The organism is Serratia sp. HMSC15F11, from assembly GCF_001808215.1.
Taxonomy (GTDB): Bacteria; Pseudomonadota; Gammaproteobacteria; order Enterobacterales; family Enterobacteriaceae; genus Serratia; species Serratia nevei.
Map to the genome: position 1 here is coordinate 15,188 of NZ_KV792439.1, position 21,715 is coordinate 36,902.

Consider the following 21,715-nt stretch of genomic DNA (forward strand, 5'->3'; position numbering starts at 1 on the left):
TTTTCTAAATCTAATACACAAGGTTATCCACAGGAATAGTGGATAACTCTCACCGTCCCGCCCGGGGCGGGAGTTACAGAAAGAAAGCTTTTCGCCCTTTACACTCGCCAAAATGCCTTTTTTAGTTATTTTTTCATAAAAATATCGCTTTGTTTATGCCGATTAATACTAAAAATCCCCATTGCCAAAATCGCATTGGCCCCTTTCACGCGGATCGCTCTTGACGGCGGCGCAACGCCTTGCACCATGCCCTGACCAAAGAGCACCACAAGAGTGCAAAAAACGTCCGGGTTAAGTTCCCCGCGTATTTTCGGGCCGCCACGGCAGCGCGTGTCAGGCCTGACGTGTGGTTAACAAGACGATAACAATCCCCGTTTTCACCCGGCGGCAAAACTGGCCTGAGAGTTGCTTTATCTTCCTGCGTATAAACGCGGTGCGACAGCATGATGCGCTGCCTGACGCGACGCGTAATCTCCGCGGCGCTATCGCCCGTAAAAGCGCAAGAACGACACCAAGTCGTCACAAGCGTCGTTTTTAACGACATATTGACTGTCATTCCGTCTACCGCAGACCTTGCTCTGGCTCATTAGGCGGGCGGCATTTTGTTCCAGACATTGCCACACTCGGGAAATCCGCCGCGCATGCGGCCTTTGCAGTCCCCACCAACGAGTGAAACGGGCGTCTATGAGGAGAATGCCAAATGCTGAGCCTGAGATCGGTCAATCAATTTTACGGGCAGAACCACACCCTGTGGGACATCAACCTGGAGCTGCCGCGCGGCCAGTGCACCGTGCTGCTTGGGCGCAACGGCGTGGGCAAAACCACGCTGGTCAACTGCATTATGGGGCATCTGCCGGTGGTGAGCGGCAGCATGACCTGGCAGCCGGCGGATCAGCCGCCGCAAAACCTGTTGCTGCAGCCGATGGAGCGCCGCGCTGCGCTGGGCATCAGCCACGTGCCCCAGGGGCGGCAGCTCTTCTCGCAGCTGAGCGTGGAGGAGAATCTGCAGGTGGCGCAAATGGCCGGGCGCGGCGCCCCTCGCCGCATTCCGCCGCTGATCTACAGCCTGTTTCCCCATTTGCGCCAGATGCGCGCGCGCCGCGCCGGCGATCTTTGCGTGGGCGCCCAACGCCAGCTGGCGATTGGCCGGGCGCTGGCCCAGGAGCCGGCGCTGCTGATCCTCGACGAACCGACGGCGGGCGTTCCCCCCTCGATCGCCGCCGACATCGGCAACGTGATCCGCCGACTCAACCGCGAATTGGGCATGACCATTTTACTGGTGGAGCATCAGCTGCCGTTCGTGCGCCGGGTGGCGGACCGCTTCTGCCTGTTGGACAGCGGGCGCACGGTGGCGCACGGCGCGCTGGCGCAGCTGGATGAGGCGTTGATCGGTACCGAGCTGGAGAGACAGGAAGGAGGATGAGGGGGAAAGCCCCCTCATTGAGCGTTTATAGCAGGCTGATATCCAGATACTGCCCCAGCGGCGCCCGCTCGGCCTGCGGCAGATGCGGGATTTCGCCCAGCAGCGGCGCCGGCAGCATACGGCGCAGCGTGGCCAGGTATTCCTGATGCCGCCGTCCCGGCGGCGTCACGTCGTTGGCAATCCAACCGGCCAGCGTCAGCCCCGCCTGTTGTACCGCCTGCGCCGTCAGCACCGCGTGGTTGATACAGCCCAGTTTAATGCCCACCACCAGGATCACCGGCAGCTGCTCCTGCTGCACCCAGTCGGCGAAGGTGTACTGCGCCGACAGCGGGGTAAACCACCCGCCCGCGCCCTCGACCAGCACCCAGTCGGCGCGCTGCTCCAGCCGGCGCAGGCCGTCGGACAGCCGCGCCGCCTCGATCGGCCGGCCTTCATCGGCGCTGACGATATGCGGCGAGGTCGGTTCGGCAAAAACGTAAGGGTTCACTTCGTCGTAGCGAAGCGCCACGCCGCTGTTGGCCTGCAGCGCCAGCGCGTCGCCGTTGCGCAGCCCCTCGGTGGTCATCTCGCTGCCGGAAGCCACCGGCTTATAACCGGCGCTGCGGTAGCCCGCCCGGTTGGCAGCCTGCAGCAAGGCGCTGCTGGCGACGGTTTTTCCGACTTCGGTGTCGGTGCCGGTCACGAACCAACGTTTAATCACGATAAATCACTCCATAAACCAGATGATAGCTGAGCGGGAACTGCCCCTGCCGGCACGGGTAAGCCGCCTGCAGCGCGGCGAGACGGCCGCGCGACATCAGGCCGCCCTCGCGCCCCTGATGCAGGTGCGTGGCCCCGATGCCCTTGAGCGAACGCATCAGCGTCATCACGTCCGGGTAGTTCAGGGTGCGCAGCTCCGTGACCAGCTCGTGCCGATAGTCAGCACAGGCGGCGCGGATCTGCGCCAGCGGCAGGAAAGCGTTCACGTGGCGCTCGCCGTCTACCTGTTGCCAGGCGTCCCCCAGTTCCTGCAGCGATCCCGCCGACAGCGTGGAAAACAGGATCGCGCCGCCGGGGCGGGTCACGCGATACAGCTCCGCCAGCGCGGCGGGCAGATCGCTGCACCACTGCACCACCAGGCTGCTGAAACAGATGTCCATCGCCGCATCGGGCAGCGGCACCCGTTCGATATCACCCAGCAGATAATGGTGCGCCGCCTGCCGTTGGCGGGCGACGTCCAGCATGCCCGGCGCCAGATCGAGCGCGGTCACCTGCTTGCCGCGCTCGCGCCACAGGCGGCTGAAATAGCCGGTGCCGCAGCCGGCATCCAGCAGCCGTTCACCCGGATGGGCACTCCCCATCCCCAGTAAGCGCTCGCCAACGTCTCGCTGCAGCGCGGCGGCGGCGTCGTAGCTGCCGGCGGCGCGGCTGAAGGCCGAAGCGACCGCCTGTTTGTTCACCGCGTCATTGGCTGACGTCATGCAATACCTCCAGCAGGCGATCGATGTCCTGCGGCTGATGCGCCGCCGTCAGGGTGATGCGCAGCCGCGCGCCGCCCGGCGGCACCGTCGGTGGGCGGATGGCGCTCACCCACAGCCCGCGCTCGCGCAGGCGGGTCGCCAGATCGAGCGCGCGTTGATTGTCCCCCACCAGCAGCGGCTGGATGGCGGTGTCGGAATCCGTCAGGGTTAGCGCCAGCGGCGCCGCGCCCTGGCGGAAACGGCAGATGTTGTCCTGCAGCCGGGCGCGCAGTTCATCCCCCTCTCGAATGCAGGCCAGCGCCGCCTGCAGCGCACAGGCCTGCGCCGGCGGCATCGCGGTGCTGTAGATCAGATGGCGGGCGAACTGCAGCAGATACTCGGCGGTCGCCTCATCGCACAGCACCGCCGCGCCGCTGACGCCGAACGCCTTGCCGAAGGTCGCCACCAGCAGTTCAGGGCGCACGCCCTGCTGCCAGCAGCTGCCGCGGCCTTGCTCGCCGCGCACGCCGACGCCGTGGGCATCGTCCACCATCAGCCAGGCGCCCGCCGCGCGGGTTAAGCGATGCAGTTCCACCAACGGTGCGCCGTCGCCGTCCATGCTGAACACCCCTTCGGTCACCGCCAGCCGCTGCCCTTCACAGGGTTTGGCCAGCAGATCCGCCAGCGCCTGCGGCTGATTGTGCTGGAAGCGGCGCAGCTCGGCCGGCGACTGCGCCGCCGCCTCCAGCAGCGAGGCGTGGCTGAGGCGATCGGCTAAAATGCGATCGCCTTTCTGCATCAACGCCGCCAGCACCGCCTGGTTGGCGGCGTAACCGGAGATGAACAGCAGCGCGCGCGGATAGCCGAGCCACGCCGCCAGTTGCTCCTCCAGCGCCTGATGCGCTGCGCAAAAGCCGGTGACGTGGCCCGAACCGCCGCTGCCGACGCCGTAACGCTGCGCGCCCTGCTGCCAGGCGGCGATCACCCGCGCATCCTGGCTCAGCCCCAGGTAGTCGTTGCCGGAGAAGTTCAGGTAGAGACGATCGCCAAGCCGGATCTGGCGGCCGTTGCCGCCCTCGGTGGTCTGTCGCCGACGGTAGGCGGCGTTCAGGCGCCGCTCTGCCAGCGCCTGCTCGATGCGTTGTGGCCAGCTCATCACGGCGCCGCGTTGTAAAACTCGGCGGTATCGGCGTTCAGCAGCTGCTTAGCCAGCGCCTGCTGTTGCTGGTTGTCGCCGTGTTCGGTGGCGGTCTGCTGCGGGTTCAGCCCCAGCTTGCGGAACAGCTGCAGGTCTTTGTCTTCTTCCGGGTTCGGCGTGGTCAGCAGTTTGCAGCCGTAGAAGATCGAGTTGGCGCCAGCCATGAAGCACATCGCCTGCGTTTGTTCGTTCATCTGTTCACGGCCGGCGGAGAGGCGAACATAAGAAGACGGCATCATGATGCGCGCCACCGCGATGGTGCGGATAAAGTCAAACGGATCGACGTCGTCGTTATCCGCCAGCGGCGTGCCTTTTACCTTCACCAACATGTTGATCGGCACGCTCTCCGGCGGCTTCGGCAGGTTGGCCAGCTGCACCAGCAGCCCGGCGCGGTCGCGCACCGTTTCACCCAGCCCGACGATGCCGCCGGAGCATACTTTGATGCCGGCGTCGCGCACTTTGTCGAGCGTATCCAGGCGTTCCTGGTAGCTGCGGGTGGTGATGATGCTGCCGTAAAACTCCGGCGAGGTATCGAGGTTATGGTTGTAATAATCCAGCCCGGCTTCCGCCAGCCGCTCGGCCTGAGTGCCGTCAAGCGTGCCCAGCGTCATGCAAGTTTCCATGCCCATCGCTTTCACGCCCTGCACCATCTGCTGCAGATAAGGCATATCGCGCTCGTGCGGGTTCTTCCACGCCGCGCCCATGCAAAAACGGGTCGAGCCGTTCGCCTTGGCCTTGCGCGCCGATTCCAGCACCTGCTCGACCTGCATCAACCGCTCCGACTCCAGACCGGTCTTGTAGCGCGAGCTTTGCGGGCAGTATTTGCAGTCTTCCGGGCAAGCGCCGGTCTTGATCGACAGCAGCGTGCTGACCTGCACCTGACGCGGGTCAAAGTGCTGGCGGTGTACGGTTTGCGCTTCGAACAGCAGTTCAAGCAGAGGTTTATCAAACAGGGCCTGGGCTTGCCCTACTGTCCAGTGAATGCGATCGGCCATCATGGCGTCTCCAAAACGAAAAAGTGTCGCCAGTTTAAATATTGTGGATATACTGTCAACCAATCTTGATTAAATTTGGTTTACAAGCATGTCTGTCACCGCTTCCGACCTGGCGTTTGACCAACGTCATATCTGGCACCCCTACACCTCCATGAGCCACCCGTTACCCTGTTACCCGATCGAGTCGGCCAGCGGCGTCGAGCTGCAGCTGGCGGACGGCCGGCGTCTGGTGGACGGTATGTCCTCCTGGTGGGCGGCGATCCACGGTTACAACCACCCGCGCCTGAATCAGGCCGCCAGCCGGCAGCTGGAGAAGATGTCGCACGTGATGTTCGGCGGTATTACCCATCCGGCCGCCATCTCGCTGTGCCGCCGGTTAGTGGCGATGACGCCGGAAGCGCTGCAGTGCGTGTTCCTGGCGGATTCCGGTTCGGTGGCGGTGGAAGTGTCGCTGAAGATGGCGCTGCAGTATTGGCAGGCGCGCGGTGAGCGCCGGCAGCGCATCCTGACGCTGCGCCACGGCTATCACGGCGATACCTTCGGCGCGATGTCGGTCTGCGATCCGGACAACTCGATGCACAGCCTCTATCAGGGCTACCTGGCGCCGCACCTGTTCGCCACCGCGCCGCAGTGCCGCTTCGACGAGGAATGGCGCGAAGAGGACATCGCGCCGTTCGCCGCGCTGCTGGAGCAGCACGCCGGTGAAGTGGCGGCGGTGATCCTGGAACCGGTGGTGCAAGGCGCCGGCGGCATGCGTATCTACCACCCGGCCTACCTCAAGCGGGTGCGCGAGCTGTGCGATCGCCATCAGGTGCTGCTGATCGCCGACGAGATAGCCACCGGCTTCGGCCGCACCGGCAAGCTGTTCGCCTGCGAGCACGCGCAGGTGGTGCCGGACATTCTCTGCCTGGGCAAGGCGCTGACCGGCGGCTACATGACGCTGTCCGCCACCCTGACCACCCGCCACGTGGCGGAGACCATCAGCAACGGCGCGGCCGGCTGCTTTATGCACGGCCCAACCTTTATGGGCAACCCGCTGGCCTGCGCGGTGGCGGACGCCAGCCTGGCGCTGCTGGCGGAAAATCGCTGGCAGGCACAGGTGAGCGCCATCGAAGCCCAGCTGAAACAGGAACTGCTGCCGCTCGCGGCACTGCCGAAGGTGGCGGACGTGCGGGTGCTGGGCGCGATTGGGGTGGTGGAGATGCGTGAACCGGTGGACGTCGCCGAACTGCAGCACAGATTCGTCGAACGTGGGGTGTGGATCCGGCCGTTCGGCAAGCTGATTTACCTGATGCCGCCTTACATCATCGAAGCGGAACAGCTCAGCCGCCTGACCGCCGCCGTGGCCGCCGCCGCGCGTTAATGGCTTACCAATGCTGGTCCAGATAGCGGGCCAGCAATCCCAGACACAGCAGCCAAAGTAAAATGATCATCGCCGCCGCCATGCGGCCGGTGGGGTTATCGACGCGCTTTTGCGCCTTCTCGCGCAGCTCGGCCATCAGCGGCTTGGGGATCAGGCGCACCGCCAGCATGATGCCCAACGGCACGATGATTACGTCATCCAGATAGCCCAGCACTGGAATGAAGTCCGGGATCAGATCGATCGGCGAGATCGCATAGCCGGCCACCAGCAGCGCGATCAGTTTGGCGTACCACGGGGTGCGCTTATCACGGGCGGCCAGCCACAGCGCGTAAATATCGCGCTTGATGCTTTTGGCCCAACGGCGCAGCCAGCCGAACCACGGCGTGCGTTTTTTCAGTGAGATCATGGTGGCGTTGTTTGGCTATCCGGCGGTCTGTAGGAAGGAAGATGCAGCCATGGTAACCGATCCGCGCCGCCGTTGGCGAATGGCAATCCCACTTGTATTGGCACGGCGAAACGATCTAGCTTAAGGGTCCGCGTTTACCGACAACTGGGAGTCACTATGGCTTTTCGTTTGTACAGCAACGACCTGCAGGACGGCGGCAAGCTGCCGCAGGCGCAGGTCTTCAACGGCATGGGCTACCACGGCGATAACCTGTCGCCGCACCTGGCCTGGGACGGCGTGCCGGCCGGCACCAAGAGCTTCGTAATCGCCGTTTACGATCCCGATGCCCCAACCGGCTCCGGCTGGTGGCACTGGATCGTGGCCAACATTCCCGCCGACGTGCGCGAGCTGCCGCAGGGCGCGGGCTCCGGCAAAGCCCCGCTGCCCGCCGGCGCACTGCAGACCCGCACCGACTTCGGCTCGGCCGGCTACGGCGGCGCGGCGCCGCCAGAGGGCGAGAGCCACCGCTACCAGTTCACCGTGCATGCGCTGGACGTGGAACATATCGAGGTGGATGAGGGATCCAGCGGCGCGCTGGTGGGCTTCAACGTCCATTTCCACAGCCTCGGCAGCGCCACGCTGACGGTAACGTTCAACTGATCCCCCGCCAATAAAAAAGCGCGATTCAACCGAACCGCGCTTTTTCCATACTCGTCTGACCGCCGAATTACTTCGCCAGCACGCTCACCCACATCGGGCCTTTGCCCACCGGATAACGCGCCAGCGTGGTCAGCTCACCGCTGCGCTGATCAATCTCATGCACCGCGATGTGACCGGATTTCTGGCCGGACGAAATCACGAAGCGGCCGCTGTGATCGATGTTAAAACCGCGCGGCTGCGCTTCGGTCGGGTGATAGCCGACCACGCTCAGCGTGCCGCCGTCTTCGGAAACGCTGAAGATGGTCAGAATGCTGGCGGTGCGATCGCTGGTGTACAGGAAGCGGCCGTTCGGCGTGATGTGGATGTCCGCCGCCCAGCGGGTGCCGTCGAAGTCGGCCGGCATGATGTCCAGCGTCTGCGTCACGGTGTAGTGGCCGCCGTTTTCCGAGATGGCCAGCACGTCCACCGTACCGTCCAGCTCATTGACGCAGTAGGCGAACTTGTCGTTGTGGTGGAACGCCATATGACGCGGCCCGGCGCCGGCGGCGGTCGCCACCGCTTCCTGCGCGTGCGGCGTCAGCTGGCCCGCCAGGCTCAGGTTGAACAGGCGGATGCGGTCTTCTTTCAGGCATGGCACCAGCACCAGCTGGTTGGTCGGATCGATGTTCGCCGAGTGCGGCGCGGTCAGGCCGTCGATCTGCTGAATAGGCGCCGTCACCACGCCGTCGTGGCCGATCGGGCTGATGCTGGCGCAGTTGCCGCTGTAGGAGGCGGAGAACAGGTAACGCCCCTGCAAATCGGTGGAGATATGGGTCGGGCTGCCCGGCAGCGGCGCCATGCCGGCCTGCTGCAGCGTGCCGTCCGCCTCGATGCGGTAGCTGACGATGCCGAACGCCGGGCGTACGCCGACGTACAGGTGGGTCTTGTCCGGATGAAGGGTCATCGGCTGCACCTGGCCCGGCACGTCAACGGTTTGCAGCAGCGCCAGCGCGCCGGCATCGTCCAACTGCCAAACGTGGATCTGCTGGCTCTCCGGGCTGGCGACATAAACGATTTGCTTCATGTGTTCTCCTTGCAAAGGGTAAAAGAGGAACCGGTTTCAGGCCGTTCGATTGCCCCTAGCTTACCGCACATCCGTCGCATGGCAACCCCGCTTAGCACCGGAAGCTCACGCGGTTTTCTCCGTTGGCTATCCGGTGTACCATCGGATTAATTTCATGACTAACGATAACGAGAACCCTATGAGCTACCGCGTCATCGCCCTCGATCTTGACGGCACCCTGCTGGACAACCAAAAACGCATCTTACCGCAATCGCTGGAAGCGCTGGCGCAGGCGCGCGCCGCCGGCATCCAGGTGGTGGTGGTCACCGGCCGCCATCATGTCGCCATCCATCCGTTCTACCAGGCGCTGCAGATAGATACCCCGGCCATCTGCTGCAACGGCACCTATCTGTATGATTTTCAGCAGAAGAAGGTGCTGGCCGCCGATCCGCTGGCGAAAGATCAGGCCAAGCAGGTGTTGCAGATGCTCAAACAGACCGACATTCACGGGCTGATGTACGTCGACGACGCCATGCTCTATCAGGAGCCGAGCGGCCACGTGACCCGCTCGCTGGCCTGGGCCGAAACCCTGCCGGTAGCGCAGCGCCCAACGCTGCTGCAGGTCGGCAGCCTGGCGCAGGCGGCCGACGACGCGCAGGCGATCTGGAAATTCGCCACCTCGCACGCCGATACCCTGGCGCTGCGCGAGTTTGCCGACACGGTGGAGAAAGAGCTGGGGCTGGCGTGCGAATGGTCCTGGCACGATCAGGTGGATATCGCCAAAGGCGGCAACAGCAAAGGCAAGCGCCTGCGCCAATGGGTGGAGTCGCAGGGGCTGAGCATGGATCAGGTGGTGGCGTTCGGCGACAACTACAACGACATCAGCATGCTGGAAGCGGTTGGGTTGGGCGTGGCGATGGGCAACGCCGATGACGCGATCAAGGAACGCGCCGATCTGGTGATCGCCGATAACCTGCAGCCGGGCATCGCCGAGGTGATCCGCACCCTCGTACTCTAGTTTTTTCGCCCTCCCGTCGGGAGGGCCTGTCTTAGCGGCCCTCGCGGCTGATCGACACGCTCTTCACCTGCGCGTACAGCCACTGCCCGGGGCGGATCGCCAGTTCATCGCGCGCCCAGGGCGTGATCCGCGCCCACAGCACGTGTTCCCCGACCGCCAGCTTCACTTCCACCTGCCCGTCCACGTCCAGACACTCGCTTACCTTGGCCGGCAACACGTTGCGAATGCTGCTGTTGACCGGTGGCTGCAGCACCAGTGAGACGTCGGCGGCGTTGATGCGAATGCGCAGCTGGGTGCCCAGTTCGGCGTCGATGCCGCTGACCCACAGCCTTTGATCGCCGAGCGCCAGCGCGGTCATGGCATAGCGTTGATGATGCTCAATCACGCTGACGCGCAGCACGCTGCTCTGATCTTCACGCTGCAGCCACGGCCGCAGCGCGCTGCTGGCCCAGACGGCTTCCAGCCCGCCGAACGCGCGCACCTCGCCGCGATCCAGCACCATCACCCGCTCGGCCAGGCGCAGGATCTCGTCCAGGCTGTGGCTGACGTAGAGGATGGGGATGTTGACGTCCTGCGCCAACCGCTCCAGATACGGCAGCAGCTCGCGTTTGCGCGGCAGATCGAGCGAGGCCAGCGGCTCGTCCATCAGCAGCAGTTCCGGCGCGGTCAGCAGCGCGCGGCCGATCGCCACCCGCTGTTTTTCACCGCCGGAGAGTGTCAGCGGCAGCCGATTGAGCAACGGCCCGATGCCCAGCAGCTCGACGATGGTGTTGAACTGTGCGCGCATGCCGGCCGCCATGCCGTACTGCAGGTTGCCGCGCACCCGATAGTGCGGGAACAGCCGTGCATCCTGAAACACGTAGCCGATACGGCGCTTTTCCGGCGGCAGGCAAAGGCCCGCGGCGGTATCCACCAGCGTGCGGCCATTGAGCGCGATGCGCCCCTGCTGCAAACGGGTCAGGCCGCCGATGGCGTTGATCAGGGAAGTTTTGCCCGCACCGGACAGGCCGAAAATCGCGGTGATGCCCTGCGCCGGCAAATCGGCGCGGACGTTGAGATTAAGGTCGCCCAGCTGCTGCGAGAAATCCAGCTCCAGCATTTACACCCCCATCCGTTTGCGGCCCCAGCGGGCCAGCCATTCGGACACCATCAGCGAAGCCAGCGACAGCACGATGGCGATCGCGCACAGCCGCGCGGCGGCGGCTTCCGCCCCCGGCGTTTCGATCAGCGTATACATCGCCAGCGGAATGGTGCGGGTTTCACCGGGAATGTTGGAGACGAAGGTGATGGTGGCGCCGAACTCCCCCAGCGAGCGGGCGAAGGCCAGCACCACGCCGACAATGACGCCGGGCAGCGACAGCGGCAGCGTGATGGTGAAAAACACCCGCCACGGGTTGGCACCCAGCGTGCGCGCCGCCTGCTCCAGCCGGGTATCCACCGCCTCCAGCGCCAGCCGGATGGCGCGCACCATCAGCGGAAACGCCACCACCGCCGATGCCAGCGCGGCGCCGCGCCAGCTAAAGCTGAAGCTGAAGCCGAACCAGTCGTACAGCCACTCGCCGATGACGCCGCGCCGCCCCATGGCGATCAGCAGCAAATAGCCGACCACCACCGGCGGCAGCACCAGCGGCAGGTGAATGATGCCGTCCAACAGCGCCTTGCCGGGAAAGCGGCAACGCACCAGCACCCAGGCCATCAGAATGCCGAACGGCAGGCTGCAGACCACCGCCAAACCGGAGACTTTCAGGCTCAGCTCAACCGCCTGCCACTCGTACTCACTCAGAATCATTTACGCGGGGTGAATCCATAATGTTCAAAAATAGCGGCCGCTTCCGGGCCCTTCAGATAGGTATAGAAAGCGCTGACCGTCGGATTCTGACGATCTTTCACAATCGCCATCGGATATTCAACCGGTTTGTGGCTGTCTTCCGGGAATACGCCCACCACTTTCACCTTGTCGCTGGCGACCGCGTCGGAGCCGTAGACGATGCCGAGCGGCGCTTCACCGCGCTCCACCAGCGCCATCGCGCTGCGCACGTTGTTGGCGCGCGCCAGTTTCGGTTCCAATGCGCTCCAGGCGCCCAGGTGTTCCAGCGCCTCTTTGGCGTAGATGCCGGCCGGCACGTGATCCGGATCGCCCACCGCCAGACGGCCGCCGTTGAGCAGCTTGGTCCAGTCGGTCTGCTTGTCGATGGCGATCTTATCTTGCTTATCGCTCTTGGCGGCGATCAGCACCAGTTCGTTGCCCAGCAGCGTATAGCGGGTGTCTTTCACCATCTGCTGCTTGTCGATGGCGTAATCCATCCACTGTTGATCGGCGGAGATGAACAGATCGGCCGGGGCGCCCTGCTCAATTTGGCGCGCCAGCGTCGAAGAGGACGCAAAGGAGGAAACCACCTGCACGTCCTTGCCTTTTTGATACTGGGTGGCGATGTCCTGCAGCGCATTGGTCAGCGACGCAGCGGCGAACACGGTGATCTTTTCCGCCGCCGAAGCCTGTGCCACCAGGCCCGATGCCAACACGATCCCGCCAACCCATTTGGTCCATTGCTGTTTCATTGTTTTTCTCCGCAAGTTAACGTGCATTATCACTCTTCGTTATATAAAAAATAATATAACGTTGCGCGAAAGCTTGTCATGCGGTTTATCGGCAAAGCGTGAGATAACTTGAGGAATGCCCGCCGGGCGATGCCGGCGGGTATCGGGATGGGGAACGGTCAGTGCTGGGCGCGATTTTCTTTCGAACGGCCCACTTTGGAGAAGACGTTGAACACTTCGCCAAAACCGTAGATCAGGCCGAGGATCAGCGCCATGACCACCGGCACCATGACCACGGCAAACAACAGACTTTTCAATAATTCCAACATGATAGCCTCGCTTAACTGCCCATTGAGCGGCAAATGCCTTTCACCGCATATCGGGTTATTCTAACCCAAAAAAATCGGTAAAACCGGAGTTATTTTAGCCAGCGGGGCGAAATTGTGATCGGCTAAACGTGCCCTTTGGCGCTTTGCCGCCAAATCGGCGACAATAAGATTTTTGCCGCCGACAGGATGCGCTATGCAGGCCGAAATTCTTCTGACTCTCAAACTCCAGCAAAAGCTGTTCGCCGATCCGCGCCGCATCGCGCTGCTGAAACAGGTGCAGCACACCGGCTCGATCAGCCAGGGCGCCAAACTGGCGGGCATCAGCTATAAAAGCGCCTGGGACGCCATCAATGAAATGAACCAGCTGGCGGAACAAACGGTGGTGGAACGCGCCACCGGCGGTAAAGGCGGCGGCGGCGCGCAGCTGACCCACTATGGCCAGCGGTTGATCCAGCTGTATGACCTGCTGGGCCAGGTGCAGCAAAAAGCTTTCGACGTGTTGCAGCAGGACGATCTGCCGCTCGACAGCCTGCTGGCGGCCATCTCGCGCTTCTCGCTGCAAACCAGCGCGCGCAATCAGTTCTTCGGCACCGTCATCGAACGCGATCATCAGCAGGTGCAGCAGCACCTGGCGATTTTGTTGAACGACGGCACCACTCGCCTGATGGCGGCCGTCACCCAACAAAGCGCCGACCGGCTGCAGCTGACGCCGGGGAAAGAGGTGCTGGCGCTGATCAAGGCGCCCTGGGTGCGGTTAAGCGTCGATACGGCGGAGCATACCGGCGTAGATAACGCGCTGGCGGGCGTGGTGGCAGGCATTCAGCCGGGCGCTGAACACAGCGAGGTGCTGGTGACGCTGGCGGGCGGCGAAACCCTGTGCGCCACCCTGACGACGGCGGAGTTGCAGCGTCTGCAGCTGAGCGTCGGCGCCGCCGTACACGCCCTGTTCAACGCCGATCGCGTGATTGTCGCCACGTTGTGTTAAGCGCAACGTGACGTTGCGTTTTTGTTGATTGACATCCCCCTGCAATGCGCCTATTTCTAAGGCAAGTAATTGCAAAAAAAGGAACAGGTGATGTCGTCGTTGCACATTTCGCAAGGTTCATTCCGCTTAAGCGATACCCGCACCCTGACGCTGGACGCGCTGGAAATCCAGGCCGGCGACAGCTGGGCCTTCGTCGGCGCCAACGGCAGCGGCAAATCCGCCCTGGCGCGCGCGCTGGCCGACGAACTGGTTCTGCTGAGCGGTGAACGCCGCAGCGATTTTCAGCACGCGGTGCGCATCTCCTTCGAACAGCTGCAAAAAATGGTCAGCGACGAGTGGCAACGCAACAACACCGATCTGCTCAGCGCGGACGAGGAGGACACCGGCCGCACCGCGGCGGAAATCATTCAGGAAGAGGTGAAAGACGCCGCGCGCTGCGAGCGGCTGGCCGCGCAGTTCGGCATCACCGCCCTGCTGACGCGCCGCTTCAAATACCTCTCCACCGGCGAAACGCGTAAAACCCTGCTGTGCCGGGCGCTGATGCCCGAGCCTGACCTGCTGATCCTCGACGAGCCCTTCGACGGGCTGGACGTTCACTCGCGCGCGCAGCTCGCCGCGTTGCTGAGCGAGCTTTCCGCCCAGGGTCAAACCGTGGTGCTGGTGCTCAACCGGTTCGACGAAATACCGGATTTTGTGCGGCAGGTGGGCGTGCTGGCGGACTGCACCCTGACCAGCCGCGGGCCGCGCCGCCAGGTGATGGCGGACGCGCTGGTGGCGCAGCTGGCGCACAGCGAAAACCTCAGCGGGCTGGCGCTGCCGGAGACCGAGGATCCGACGCAAAAGGTGGCGCTGCCGGCGGATCGGCCGCTGATCGTCCTGCGCGACGGCGTGGTCAGCTATAACGATCGACCGATCCTCAATCATCTCGACTGGCAGGTTAACCCCGGTGAACATTGGCAGATCGTCGGCCCGAACGGCGCCGGCAAATCCACGCTGCTCAGTTTGATCACCGGCGATCATCCGCAGGGCTACAGCAACGATCTGACGCTGTTCGGCCGCCGCCGCGGCAGCGGGGAAACCATCTGGGAGATCAAGCGCCATATCGGCTACGTCAGCAGCAGCCTGCATCTGGACTATCGCGTCAACACCAGCGTGCACAACGTGGTGCTGTCGGGGTTCTTCGATTCGATCGGCATTTATCAGGCGGTGTCGGATCGTCAGCGGCAGCTGACCGAACAATGGCTGGCGCTGCTCGGGCTCGACGGCGCGCGCGGCGATGCCCCGTTCCACAGCCTTTCCTGGGGCCAACAGCGGTTGGCGCTGATCGCCCGCGCGCTGGTGAAACACCCGGCGCTGCTGATCCTCGACGAGCCGCTGCAAGGGCTGGATCCGCTCAATCGCCAGCTGGTGCGTCGCTTCATCGACGTGCTGATCGCCCAGGGCGCCACCCAGCTGCTGTTCGTCTCGCACCATGCCGAAGACGCGCCGCAGTGCATCACTCACCGCCTCAGCTTCGTGCCCGACGGCGAGGGCGGCTACGGCTACCAACAGCAACGGCTGGAGGCGGCCTCCGCCTGAAGCGCGGCGTAAACATATCCGGCAACACTTCACCGCAGCACATCACATTTGGCCTTTTATCATAGAAAGAAAGAAGGCCATTTTCTGGAGACGCCATGTCCGCTGCGTTGATTATTATCGACCTGATCGAGGAGCTGATCGGGCCCAAAGGGCGCGCCAATCACTGCCGCGAACAGGTGGTGGCGACCCACCTGCTCGCCAACGTCAATGCCGCCGCGGCCTACGCCCGAGTGCGAAAAATCCCGGTGATTTGGGTGCGGGTGGGATTCGCCGACGATTATCATGATATTCCCCCCCATTCGCCGCTGTTCAACCATTTAAAACAGATAGGCGCGCTGCGGCTTAACAGCCCGGGCTGCCGCTGGGTGCCCGAACTGCATCAGGAACAGACCGATCTGCTGTTTGAAAAAACGGCGGTAAGCGCCTTCTCCGGTAACAATTTGTTAGCCTGGCTACGGCAGCATCGGTGCCATCATCTGCTGCTGGCGGGCGTCAGCACGCCGCTCGCCATCGAGAGCACCGCGCGTCAGGCGCACGACGCCGGCTTTCAGGTGACCGTGCTGCACGACCTGTGCGCGGCCCCCACGCAGGAGATCCATCAGCAGAGTCTGGACACCCTGCAAAATCTGGCCGAAATCACCCGCTCGCAGGCCTGGATGAAAGGCTGACCCGCGTTGTCGCCGGTCGTATGGGCCGGCATCATGCACAAATCCGTCACTGCCCCGACCTTTAGCGTCATTTGGGTGTGCTACTATCCGCTTTAGCGCTCAATTTCGCCATCATCGCACGCCGCAAAGGCGCTGAGCGCCGTGTACATATTTTAAAGGGACATATTATGTGGGGCGTACTGGCTGCTTCGTTATTTTTCTTGCCGTTTAACCGGCTGATAGCCTGGGTGATCCTGGCCGCCTCGGCGGGCATGGGGCTTTATCATGGGGTACTGACGCCACTCAGCCTGAGTTATCTGCTGGCGATCGTCGCGTTGGCGGGGCTGCGTCACCATTTTCGCGAGCAGCGTAATCTGGCGATCGCGTTCGAAGGGTTGGTGGTCGCCGGCTGCATCGCGCTGTTCTTGCATCTGGTGCCGGGCATCCACAACCCGCTGATGATCGACGGCGACAAAGCCGGCCCGCTCAGCGCGCCGTTCACCATGTATTACAACTTCGACAAGGCGATGGTGCCCTTCCTGCTGTTCGCCTGCTTGCCTACGCTGTTCAGAACCGATAAAGCGGAAAAAAGCGTCGCCTCGGGTTCCTGGATTGCATTGATCATCAGCGTACCGGCGCTGTTGCTGCTGGCCGTGGCGCTGGGCGGTTTAAAAATCGAACTGCATGCGCCCGCCTGGATCCTGCCGTTCGTGATGGCGAACCTGTTCTTCGTCTGCATGGCCGAAGAAGCGCTGTTTCGCGGCTACCTGCAACAGCGCCTCAGCCAATGGCTGGGGGCCTGGCCGGCGCTGATCGTCGCCGCCCTGGTGTTCGGCGCCGCGCATTTGGCCGGCGGCATGCTGATGGTGATCTTCGCGACGCTGGCCGGCGTGATCTACGGCCTGGCATGGATGTGGAGCGGCCGCCTGTGGGTGCCGATTCTGTTCCATTTCGGGCTTAACCTGACCCATCTGCTGTTCTTCACCTACCCGCTGTATCAGCACCCCTGACGGCTGACGCCGGCAGAGAGCCTCTCTCTGCCGGTTGACCAGGTGAAAACGCTATCACCGGCAGCTCACCGCAATCCCCTCAAACACGTAGCCACCGGCTCATCTCTGCCCATCCGGCGCTTTTCAATGAAGTGTAAACGATTCCATTTTTCGCGTTAGATCACCTTTTTATCGCCGCGAGCATGCTATCTTTTTGCGCAATGTACTCTCCCTTTTCAGCAACGGGCGTATCAAGACGGCGGCTGAAAGCGATTACACCTCGTCGACGCCAAGAAAGGAACCGTATGACGGCATTTAACCCTATCGATCATCCACACCGCCGCTACAACCCGCTGAGCGCCCAGTGGGTGCTGGTCTCACCGCACCGCGCCAAGCGCCCCTGGCAGGGCCAACAAGAGGCCGTCCCTACGGAAACGCTGCCGGCGCACGATCCCGACTGTTTCCTGTGCCCGGGCAACGCGCGCGTCACCGGCGATCGCAATCCGGATTATCGCGGCACCTACGTCTTCACCAACGATTTCGCCGCGCTGATGAGCGATACGCCGCCGGCGCCCGACAGCCAGGATCCTTTGATGCGCAGCCAGAGCGCGCGCGGCGTCAGCCGGGTGATCTGCTTCTCTCCCGATCACAGCAAGACCCTGCCCGAATTGCCGCTGCCGGCGCTGGAGCAGGTGGTCGCCGCCTGGCAGGCGCAAACCGATGAGCTGGGCAGTCAGTACCCCTGGGTACAGCTGTTCGAAAACAAAGGCGCGGCGATGGGCTGCTCCAACCCGCACCCGCACGGGCAGGTCTGGGCCAACAGTTTTCTGCCGAACGAGGCCGAGCGCGAAGATCGCCTGCAGCACGAGTATTTTCGGGAACACGCCACCCCGCTGCTGCTGGACTACGCGCAGCGCGAGCTGGCCGCCGGCGAACGCATCGTGGTGAACACCGAACACTGGCTGGCGGTGGTGCCCTACTGGGCCGCCTGGCCGTTTGAAACGCTGCTGCTGCCGAAAGCGGCGGTGCAGCGCATTACCGATCTCAGCGCGGCGCAAAGCCAAGATCTGGCGCTGGCGCTGAAGAAGCTGACCAGCCGCTACGACAACCTGTTCCAGTGCTCCTTCCCCTATTCGATGGGATGGCACGGTGCGCCGTTCAACGGTGCCGACAACCGACACTGGCAGCTGCACGCCCATTTCTACCCGCCGCTGCTGCGTTCAGCCAGCGTGCGCAAATTTATGGTCGGGTACGAGATGCTGGCAGAAACCCAGCGCGACCTGACCGCCGAACAGGCCGCAGAGCGTCTGCGCGCCGTCAGCGATATTCATTACCGTGAAGCCGGAGCCCAAGCATGAGCCTGAAACCGCTTACCCATTCCCTGTTTACCGAACACTTCGGCTACGCGCCGGCGTTGACCATCCAGGCGCCGGGGCGGGTGAACCTGATCGGCGAGCATACCGATTACAACGACGGCTTCGTGCTGCCCTGCGCCATCGATTATCAAACCGTCATCACCTGCGCCAAGCGCGACGACCGCCAGATCCGCGTACTCGCCGCCGATTATCAGAATCAGCAGGATCAATTCTCGCTCGACGATCCGATCGTCAGCCACCCCGATCAGCGCTGGTCCGACTATGTGCGCGGCGTGGTGAAGCACCTCCAGCGCCGCAGCGCCGACTTCGGCGGCGCGGATCTGGTGATCGCCGGTAATGTGCCGCAAGGGGCGGGGCTCAGCTCCTCCGCCGCACTGGAAGTGGCAGTGGGCCAGGCGCTGCAGGCGCTCTATCAGCTGCCGCTGGACGGCGTAGCGCTGGCGCTGAACGGCCAGAAGGCGGAGAACCAATTCGTCGGCTGCAACTGCGGCATCATGGATCAGCTGATCTCCGCGCTCGGCCGGCGCGACAGCGCTCTGCTGATCGACTGCCGCTCGCTGGAAACCCGTGCGGTACCGATGCCGGACAACGTCGCGGTGGTGATCGTCAACTCCAATGTGCAACGCGGGCTGGTGGACAGCGAATACAACACCCGCCGCAAACAGTGCGAGGAAGCGGCGCGGTTCTTCGGCGTCAAGGCGCTGCGCGACGTCAGCCCCGAACAGTTTGAGGCGCGTCAACACCAGCTCGATCCGTTAGTGGCCAAACGCGCGCGCCATGTGATCAGCGAGAACGCCCGCACGCTGGCAGCTGCCGAGGCGCTGGCGGCCGGCGATCTGCAGCGCATGGGCCGGCTGATGGCGGAGTCGCACGCCTCGATGCGCGACGACTTTGAAATCACCGTGCCGCCGATCGATAAGCTGGTCGAGATCGTCAAAGCGACGATCGGCCCACGCGGCGGCGTGCGCATGACCGGCGGCGGCTTTGGCGGCTGCATCGTCGCGCTGATACCGCAAGATCTCGTGGAGACGGTGCGTGCCGCCGTGGCGTACGAGTATCCGCGGCAAACCGGCGGATTGCGGGAAACCTTCTATGTCTGCCAGGCTTCGCAAGGCGCCGGCCTATGCTGACGGCAACGGCGGCACTCGCCCCCGATGGGCAACCTTATCAGCTGACGCAGCTGCAAAACGCCGGCGGCATGACGGTGACGCTGATGGACTGGGGCGCTACCTGGCTGTCCGCCGTCTTGCCGCTCAAATCCGGTGAAAGCCGCGAGCTGTTGCTCGGCTGCCGCAGCCCGGCGGACTACCAACGTCAGGGCGCCTATCTGGGCGCCACCGTCGGCCGCTACGCCAACCGTATCGCCAACGCCAGTCTGCCCATCGACGGTAAACCCCATGCGCTGGCCGCCAATCAGGGCGCCCACCAGCTGCACGGCGGCCCCGACGGTTTCCATGCCCGCCGCTGGCGCCGGGTACAGCACGATGCGCAACAGGTCTGCTATGCGTTGCATTCAGCGGAGGGCGATCAGGGTTTCCCGGGCAATCTCGACGTGCAGGTCTGCTACCGCCTGACCCCCGACAATCGCGTGGAAATCAGCTATCTGGCGCAGGTCGATCGCCCCTGCCCGGTCAACCTGACCAACCACGCCTATTTCAATCTGGACGGTGCCGGCACCGACGCCCGCGCCCAGCGGCTGCAGCTGTTCGCCGATCGCTATCTGCCCGTCGACGCCGAGGGCATTCCCTGTGCCGGGCTGACGCCGGTGGACGGCAGCGGCATGGATTTTCGCCAGCCGAAAACGCTGCTGCAGGATTTTCTGCACGACCGCGATCAGCAGCGGGTAAAAGGCTACGATCACGCTTTTCTGCTGCACCACACCTGCGGCGCGCTGGAGTGCCCGGCGGCCCATTTATGGTCCGCCGACGGGCAAGTACAGATGAGCGTGTTCACCGACGCGCCCGCACTGCAACTCTACAGCGGCAATTATCTGGCCGGCACGCCGGCGCGCGACGGCGGCAGCTATGCCAACCACGCCGGCGTGGCTCTGGAGAGCGAGTTTTTGCCGGACAGCCCGCACCATCCCGAATGGCCGCAGCCGGACTGTTGGCTGCAGCCGGGGAGCCGCTACCGCAGCGCCACGCATTATCAGTTTTATCCTATCTGACCCGCCACGCCCCTCGCCGTGCGGCCGGGGGCGATTTGTTATAAATGCTTACCTTTTAGCGCTATCCCCCCACCGGCGCCCACCTTCCCTTATTCCAAAGCGCGCACTACACTCAGGCTACCGTGATAAGCACAACGCCTTGTGCAACGTCACAATTTTCGGCCGATGGCGGCCAATCAATAGCTGAAGGAACACCTATGCGTCTGATTACTGCACTTCCATTGCTGGCGGGCTTAATGCTGAGTACCAATCTGATGGCGGCCGACGCGACGACGGCGACAAAAACGCCTTCGCCGGCGCAGGCGGCCCAACAGAAACGCATGACCGATTGCAACCAGCAGGCATCCACCAAGTCGCTGAAAGGCGCGGATCGCTCCACCTTTATGAGCACCTGTCTGAAATCCGAAGGCGCCGCCGCGACGGGCAAAACCCTGACGCCGCAGCAGCAGAAAATGAAAAGCTGCAACGCCGACGCCAAGACCAAGGATCTGAAGGGCGACGCGCGTAAAACCTTCATGAGCAACTGCCTGAAAAAATCGGCCTGACTTTCCCCACGCCACGGCGCGCCCGGAACAATTTCGGCGCGCCGTTTCTCCCTCGCAGCGCCAGCCTGAACGATTCAGCTTTTTCCTTTCGCCAGCCCTTACTTTGCGGCAAGAAATTGGCTATGGTTAGACACTATCGATTGCCGAGCCCCGGCCCGCGGCAATATAATGATTTTCGTTATCATTGAAATGTCAGATTATTAAGGAGTTAAGCTATGGCTGTAACTAAGCTGGTTCTGGTGCGTCACGGCGAAAGCCAGTGGAACCAAGAAAACCGCTTCACCGGTTGGTATGATGTCGATCTGTCCGACAAGGGCCGTACCGAAGCGAAAGCAGCAGGCAAGCTGTTGAAAGAAGAAGGTTTCACTTTCGACTTCGCTTACACCTCCGTACTGAAGCGCGCGATCCACACCCTGTGGAACATCCTCGACGAGCTGGATCAGGCCTGGTTGCCGACCGAAAAATCCTGGAAGCTGAACGAACGTCATTACGGCGCGCTGCAGGGTCTGAACAAAGCGGAAACCGCTGAAAAATACGGCGACGAGCAGGTGAAACAATGGCGTCGAGGCTTCGCGGTGACCCCACCTGAACTGACCAAAGAAGACGAACGTTACCCTGGCCACGATCCGCGCTACGCCTCGCTGACCGAGCAAGAGCTGCCGCTGACCGAAAGCCTGGCACTGACCATCGATCGCGTGATTCCTTACTGGGACGAAGAGATCCTGCCACGCATCAAGAGCGGCGAGCGCGTGATCGTTGCGGCGCACGGCAACTCGCTGCGCGCGCTGGTGAAATACCTGGATAACCTGAGCGAAGACGAAATCCTCGAGCTGAACATCCCAACCGGCGTGCCGTTGGTGTATGAGTTCGACGAGAACTTCAAGCCAACCAAACGTTACTACCTGGGTAACGCCGACGAGATCGCTGCAAAAGCGGCCGCCGTGGCAAACCAGGGTAAAGCGAAGTAATTTCGCTCGTTAACGAAAAAGCCCCTGGTGAAAACCGGGGGCTTTTTTATGGTTCATCGCGCTTTACCGG

23 protein-coding genes are annotated in these 21,715 nt (G+C 63.0%); 13 read left to right on the plus strand and 10 right to left on the minus strand.

Annotated elements, in window-relative coordinates; all coding sequences use genetic code 11:
- The first annotated feature begins 700 nt into the window (after nucleotides 1-700).
- On the plus strand, nucleotides 701-1,423 hold the full coding sequence (locus HMPREF3138_RS09200; RefSeq protein WP_038870925.1) for an ATP-binding cassette domain-containing protein: 723 nt from the start codon (nucleotides 701-703) through the stop codon (nucleotides 1,421-1,423).
- A 25-nt stretch (nucleotides 1,424-1,448) separates the two neighbouring features.
- Here the strand turns inward: HMPREF3138_RS09200 and bioD are convergent, their stop codons facing one another.
- Genes bioD through bioB form a run of 4 tightly spaced genes read right to left on the minus strand, consistent with a single transcriptional unit; the run spans nucleotide 1,449 to nucleotide 5,055 of the window.
- Nucleotides 1,449-2,123, minus strand: coding sequence for a dethiobiotin synthase (gene bioD, locus HMPREF3138_RS09205; protein WP_038870928.1), 675 nt, complete (start codon nucleotides 2,121-2,123; stop codon nucleotides 1,449-1,451).
- Nucleotides 2,116-2,883 (minus strand): malonyl-ACP O-methyltransferase BioC, encoded by a 768-nt coding sequence (gene bioC, locus HMPREF3138_RS09210; RefSeq protein ID WP_038870931.1) that lies wholly within the window; start codon nucleotides 2,881-2,883, stop codon nucleotides 2,116-2,118. Before bioC ends, bioD begins: the two co-directional genes overlap by 8 nt.
- Nucleotides 2,867-4,018: an 8-amino-7-oxononanoate synthase gene (gene bioF, locus HMPREF3138_RS09215; RefSeq protein ID WP_038870934.1), complete on the minus strand. Its 1,152-nt coding sequence runs from the start codon at nucleotides 4,016-4,018 to the stop codon at nucleotides 2,867-2,869. The genes bioC and bioF overlap by 17 nt, the downstream gene beginning before the upstream one ends.
- Entirely contained in the window at nucleotides 4,018-5,055 is a 1,038-nt protein-coding gene (gene bioB / locus HMPREF3138_RS09220; RefSeq protein ID WP_038870977.1) for a biotin synthase BioB, read from the minus strand. Before bioB ends, bioF begins: the two co-directional genes overlap by 1 nt.
- Before the next feature lie 88 nt (nucleotides 5,056-5,143).
- Here bioB and bioA point away from each other — a divergent pair, with 88 nt between their 5' ends.
- Nucleotides 5,144-6,418 carry an adenosylmethionine--8-amino-7-oxononanoate transaminase gene (bioA, locus tag HMPREF3138_RS09225; protein ID WP_038870937.1) on the plus strand — a complete coding sequence of 425 codons (1,275 nt, stop codon included), beginning with the start codon at nucleotides 5,144-5,146 and terminating at the stop codon, nucleotides 6,416-6,418.
- A gap of 4 nt (nucleotides 6,419-6,422) precedes the next feature.
- Here the strand turns inward: bioA and HMPREF3138_RS09230 are convergent, their stop codons facing one another.
- Nucleotides 6,423-6,824, minus strand: coding sequence for a YkvA family protein (locus HMPREF3138_RS09230; RefSeq protein WP_038870940.1), 402 nt, complete (start codon nucleotides 6,822-6,824; stop codon nucleotides 6,423-6,425).
- Nucleotides 6,825-6,980: 156 nt separating this feature from the next.
- Here HMPREF3138_RS09230 and HMPREF3138_RS09235 point away from each other — a divergent pair, with 156 nt between their 5' ends.
- Nucleotides 6,981-7,463: a kinase inhibitor gene (locus HMPREF3138_RS09235; RefSeq protein WP_038870942.1), complete on the plus strand. Its 483-nt coding sequence runs from the start codon at nucleotides 6,981-6,983 to the stop codon at nucleotides 7,461-7,463.
- Nucleotides 7,464-7,530: 67 nt separating this feature from the next.
- On the opposite strand, the gene pgl is transcribed toward HMPREF3138_RS09235, so the two are convergent.
- The gene (gene pgl, locus HMPREF3138_RS09240) at nucleotides 7,531-8,526 is read right to left on the minus strand and encodes a 6-phosphogluconolactonase (protein ID WP_038870945.1); all 996 of its coding nucleotides are present in this window, start codon (nucleotides 8,524-8,526) and stop codon (nucleotides 7,531-7,533) included.
- A 178-nt stretch (nucleotides 8,527-8,704) separates the two neighbouring features.
- Here pgl and HMPREF3138_RS09245 point away from each other — a divergent pair, with 178 nt between their 5' ends.
- On the plus strand, nucleotides 8,705-9,523 hold the full coding sequence (locus HMPREF3138_RS09245; RefSeq protein ID WP_038870947.1) for a pyridoxal phosphatase: 819 nt from the start codon (nucleotides 8,705-8,707) through the stop codon (nucleotides 9,521-9,523).
- Between the two features lie 31 nt (nucleotides 9,524-9,554).
- Here HMPREF3138_RS09245 and modC read toward each other — a convergent pair whose 3' ends face one another.
- The 4 genes from modC to HMPREF3138_RS09265 all read right to left on the minus strand — a co-directional run bounded on the left by modC (nucleotide 9,555) and on the right by HMPREF3138_RS09265 (nucleotide 12,390).
- Entirely contained in the window at nucleotides 9,555-10,622 is a 1,068-nt protein-coding gene (gene modC / locus HMPREF3138_RS09250) for a molybdenum ABC transporter ATP-binding protein ModC (RefSeq protein ID WP_038870950.1), read from the minus strand.
- On the minus strand, nucleotides 10,623-11,312 hold the full coding sequence (gene modB, locus HMPREF3138_RS09255; protein WP_038870954.1) for a molybdate ABC transporter permease subunit: 690 nt from the start codon (nucleotides 11,310-11,312) through the stop codon (nucleotides 10,623-10,625).
- Nucleotides 11,309-12,082, minus strand: coding sequence for a molybdate ABC transporter substrate-binding protein (gene modA, locus HMPREF3138_RS09260; protein ID WP_038870956.1), 774 nt, complete (start codon nucleotides 12,080-12,082; stop codon nucleotides 11,309-11,311). Before modA ends, modB begins: the two co-directional genes overlap by 4 nt.
- 158 nt (nucleotides 12,083-12,240) lie before the next feature.
- Nucleotides 12,241-12,390, minus strand: coding sequence for an AcrZ family multidrug efflux pump-associated protein (locus tag HMPREF3138_RS09265; RefSeq protein ID WP_033633886.1), 150 nt, complete (start codon nucleotides 12,388-12,390; stop codon nucleotides 12,241-12,243).
- Nucleotides 12,391-12,583: 193 nt separating this feature from the next.
- Here HMPREF3138_RS09265 and modE point away from each other — a divergent pair, with 193 nt between their 5' ends.
- The 9 genes from modE to gpmA all read left to right on the plus strand — a co-directional run bounded on the left by modE (nucleotide 12,584) and on the right by gpmA (nucleotide 21,645).
- Nucleotides 12,584-13,375, plus strand: a complete 792-nt coding sequence (modE, locus tag HMPREF3138_RS09270) for a molybdenum-dependent transcriptional regulator (RefSeq protein ID WP_038870958.1) — start codon at nucleotides 12,584-12,586, stop codon at nucleotides 13,373-13,375.
- 90 nt (nucleotides 13,376-13,465) lie between these two features.
- A complete protein-coding gene (gene modF / locus HMPREF3138_RS09275) occupies nucleotides 13,466-14,953 on the plus strand; it encodes a molybdate ABC transporter ATP-binding protein ModF (protein WP_038870980.1) in 1,488 nt (495 codons plus the stop codon).
- A 95-nt stretch (nucleotides 14,954-15,048) separates the two neighbouring features.
- Entirely contained in the window at nucleotides 15,049-15,621 is a 573-nt protein-coding gene (locus HMPREF3138_RS09280; protein ID WP_038870961.1) for a cysteine hydrolase family protein, read from the plus strand.
- Between the two features lie 167 nt (nucleotides 15,622-15,788).
- A complete protein-coding gene (locus HMPREF3138_RS09285) occupies nucleotides 15,789-16,610 on the plus strand; it encodes a CPBP family intramembrane glutamic endopeptidase (protein WP_038870964.1) in 822 nt (273 codons plus the stop codon).
- Between the two features lie 284 nt (nucleotides 16,611-16,894).
- The gene (galT, locus tag HMPREF3138_RS09290; RefSeq protein ID WP_038870967.1) at nucleotides 16,895-17,947 is read left to right on the plus strand and encodes a galactose-1-phosphate uridylyltransferase; all 1,053 of its coding nucleotides are present in this window, start codon (nucleotides 16,895-16,897) and stop codon (nucleotides 17,945-17,947) included.
- Nucleotides 17,944-19,095: a galactokinase gene (galK, locus tag HMPREF3138_RS09295; protein WP_038870970.1), complete on the plus strand. Its 1,152-nt coding sequence runs from the start codon at nucleotides 17,944-17,946 to the stop codon at nucleotides 19,093-19,095. Before galT ends, galK begins: the two co-directional genes overlap by 4 nt.
- Entirely contained in the window at nucleotides 19,089-20,132 is a 1,044-nt protein-coding gene (galM, locus tag HMPREF3138_RS09300; protein WP_038870973.1) for a galactose-1-epimerase, read from the plus strand. The genes galK and galM overlap by 7 nt, the downstream gene beginning before the upstream one ends.
- Before the next feature lie 197 nt (nucleotides 20,133-20,329).
- Nucleotides 20,330-20,677: a PsiF family protein gene (locus HMPREF3138_RS09305; protein ID WP_033642211.1), complete on the plus strand. Its 348-nt coding sequence runs from the start codon at nucleotides 20,330-20,332 to the stop codon at nucleotides 20,675-20,677.
- 215 nt (nucleotides 20,678-20,892) lie between these two features.
- Nucleotides 20,893-21,645, plus strand: a complete 753-nt coding sequence (gene gpmA / locus HMPREF3138_RS09310) for a 2,3-diphosphoglycerate-dependent phosphoglycerate mutase (RefSeq protein WP_004939834.1) — start codon at nucleotides 20,893-20,895, stop codon at nucleotides 21,643-21,645.
- Nucleotides 21,646-21,715: the final 70 nt, after the last annotated feature.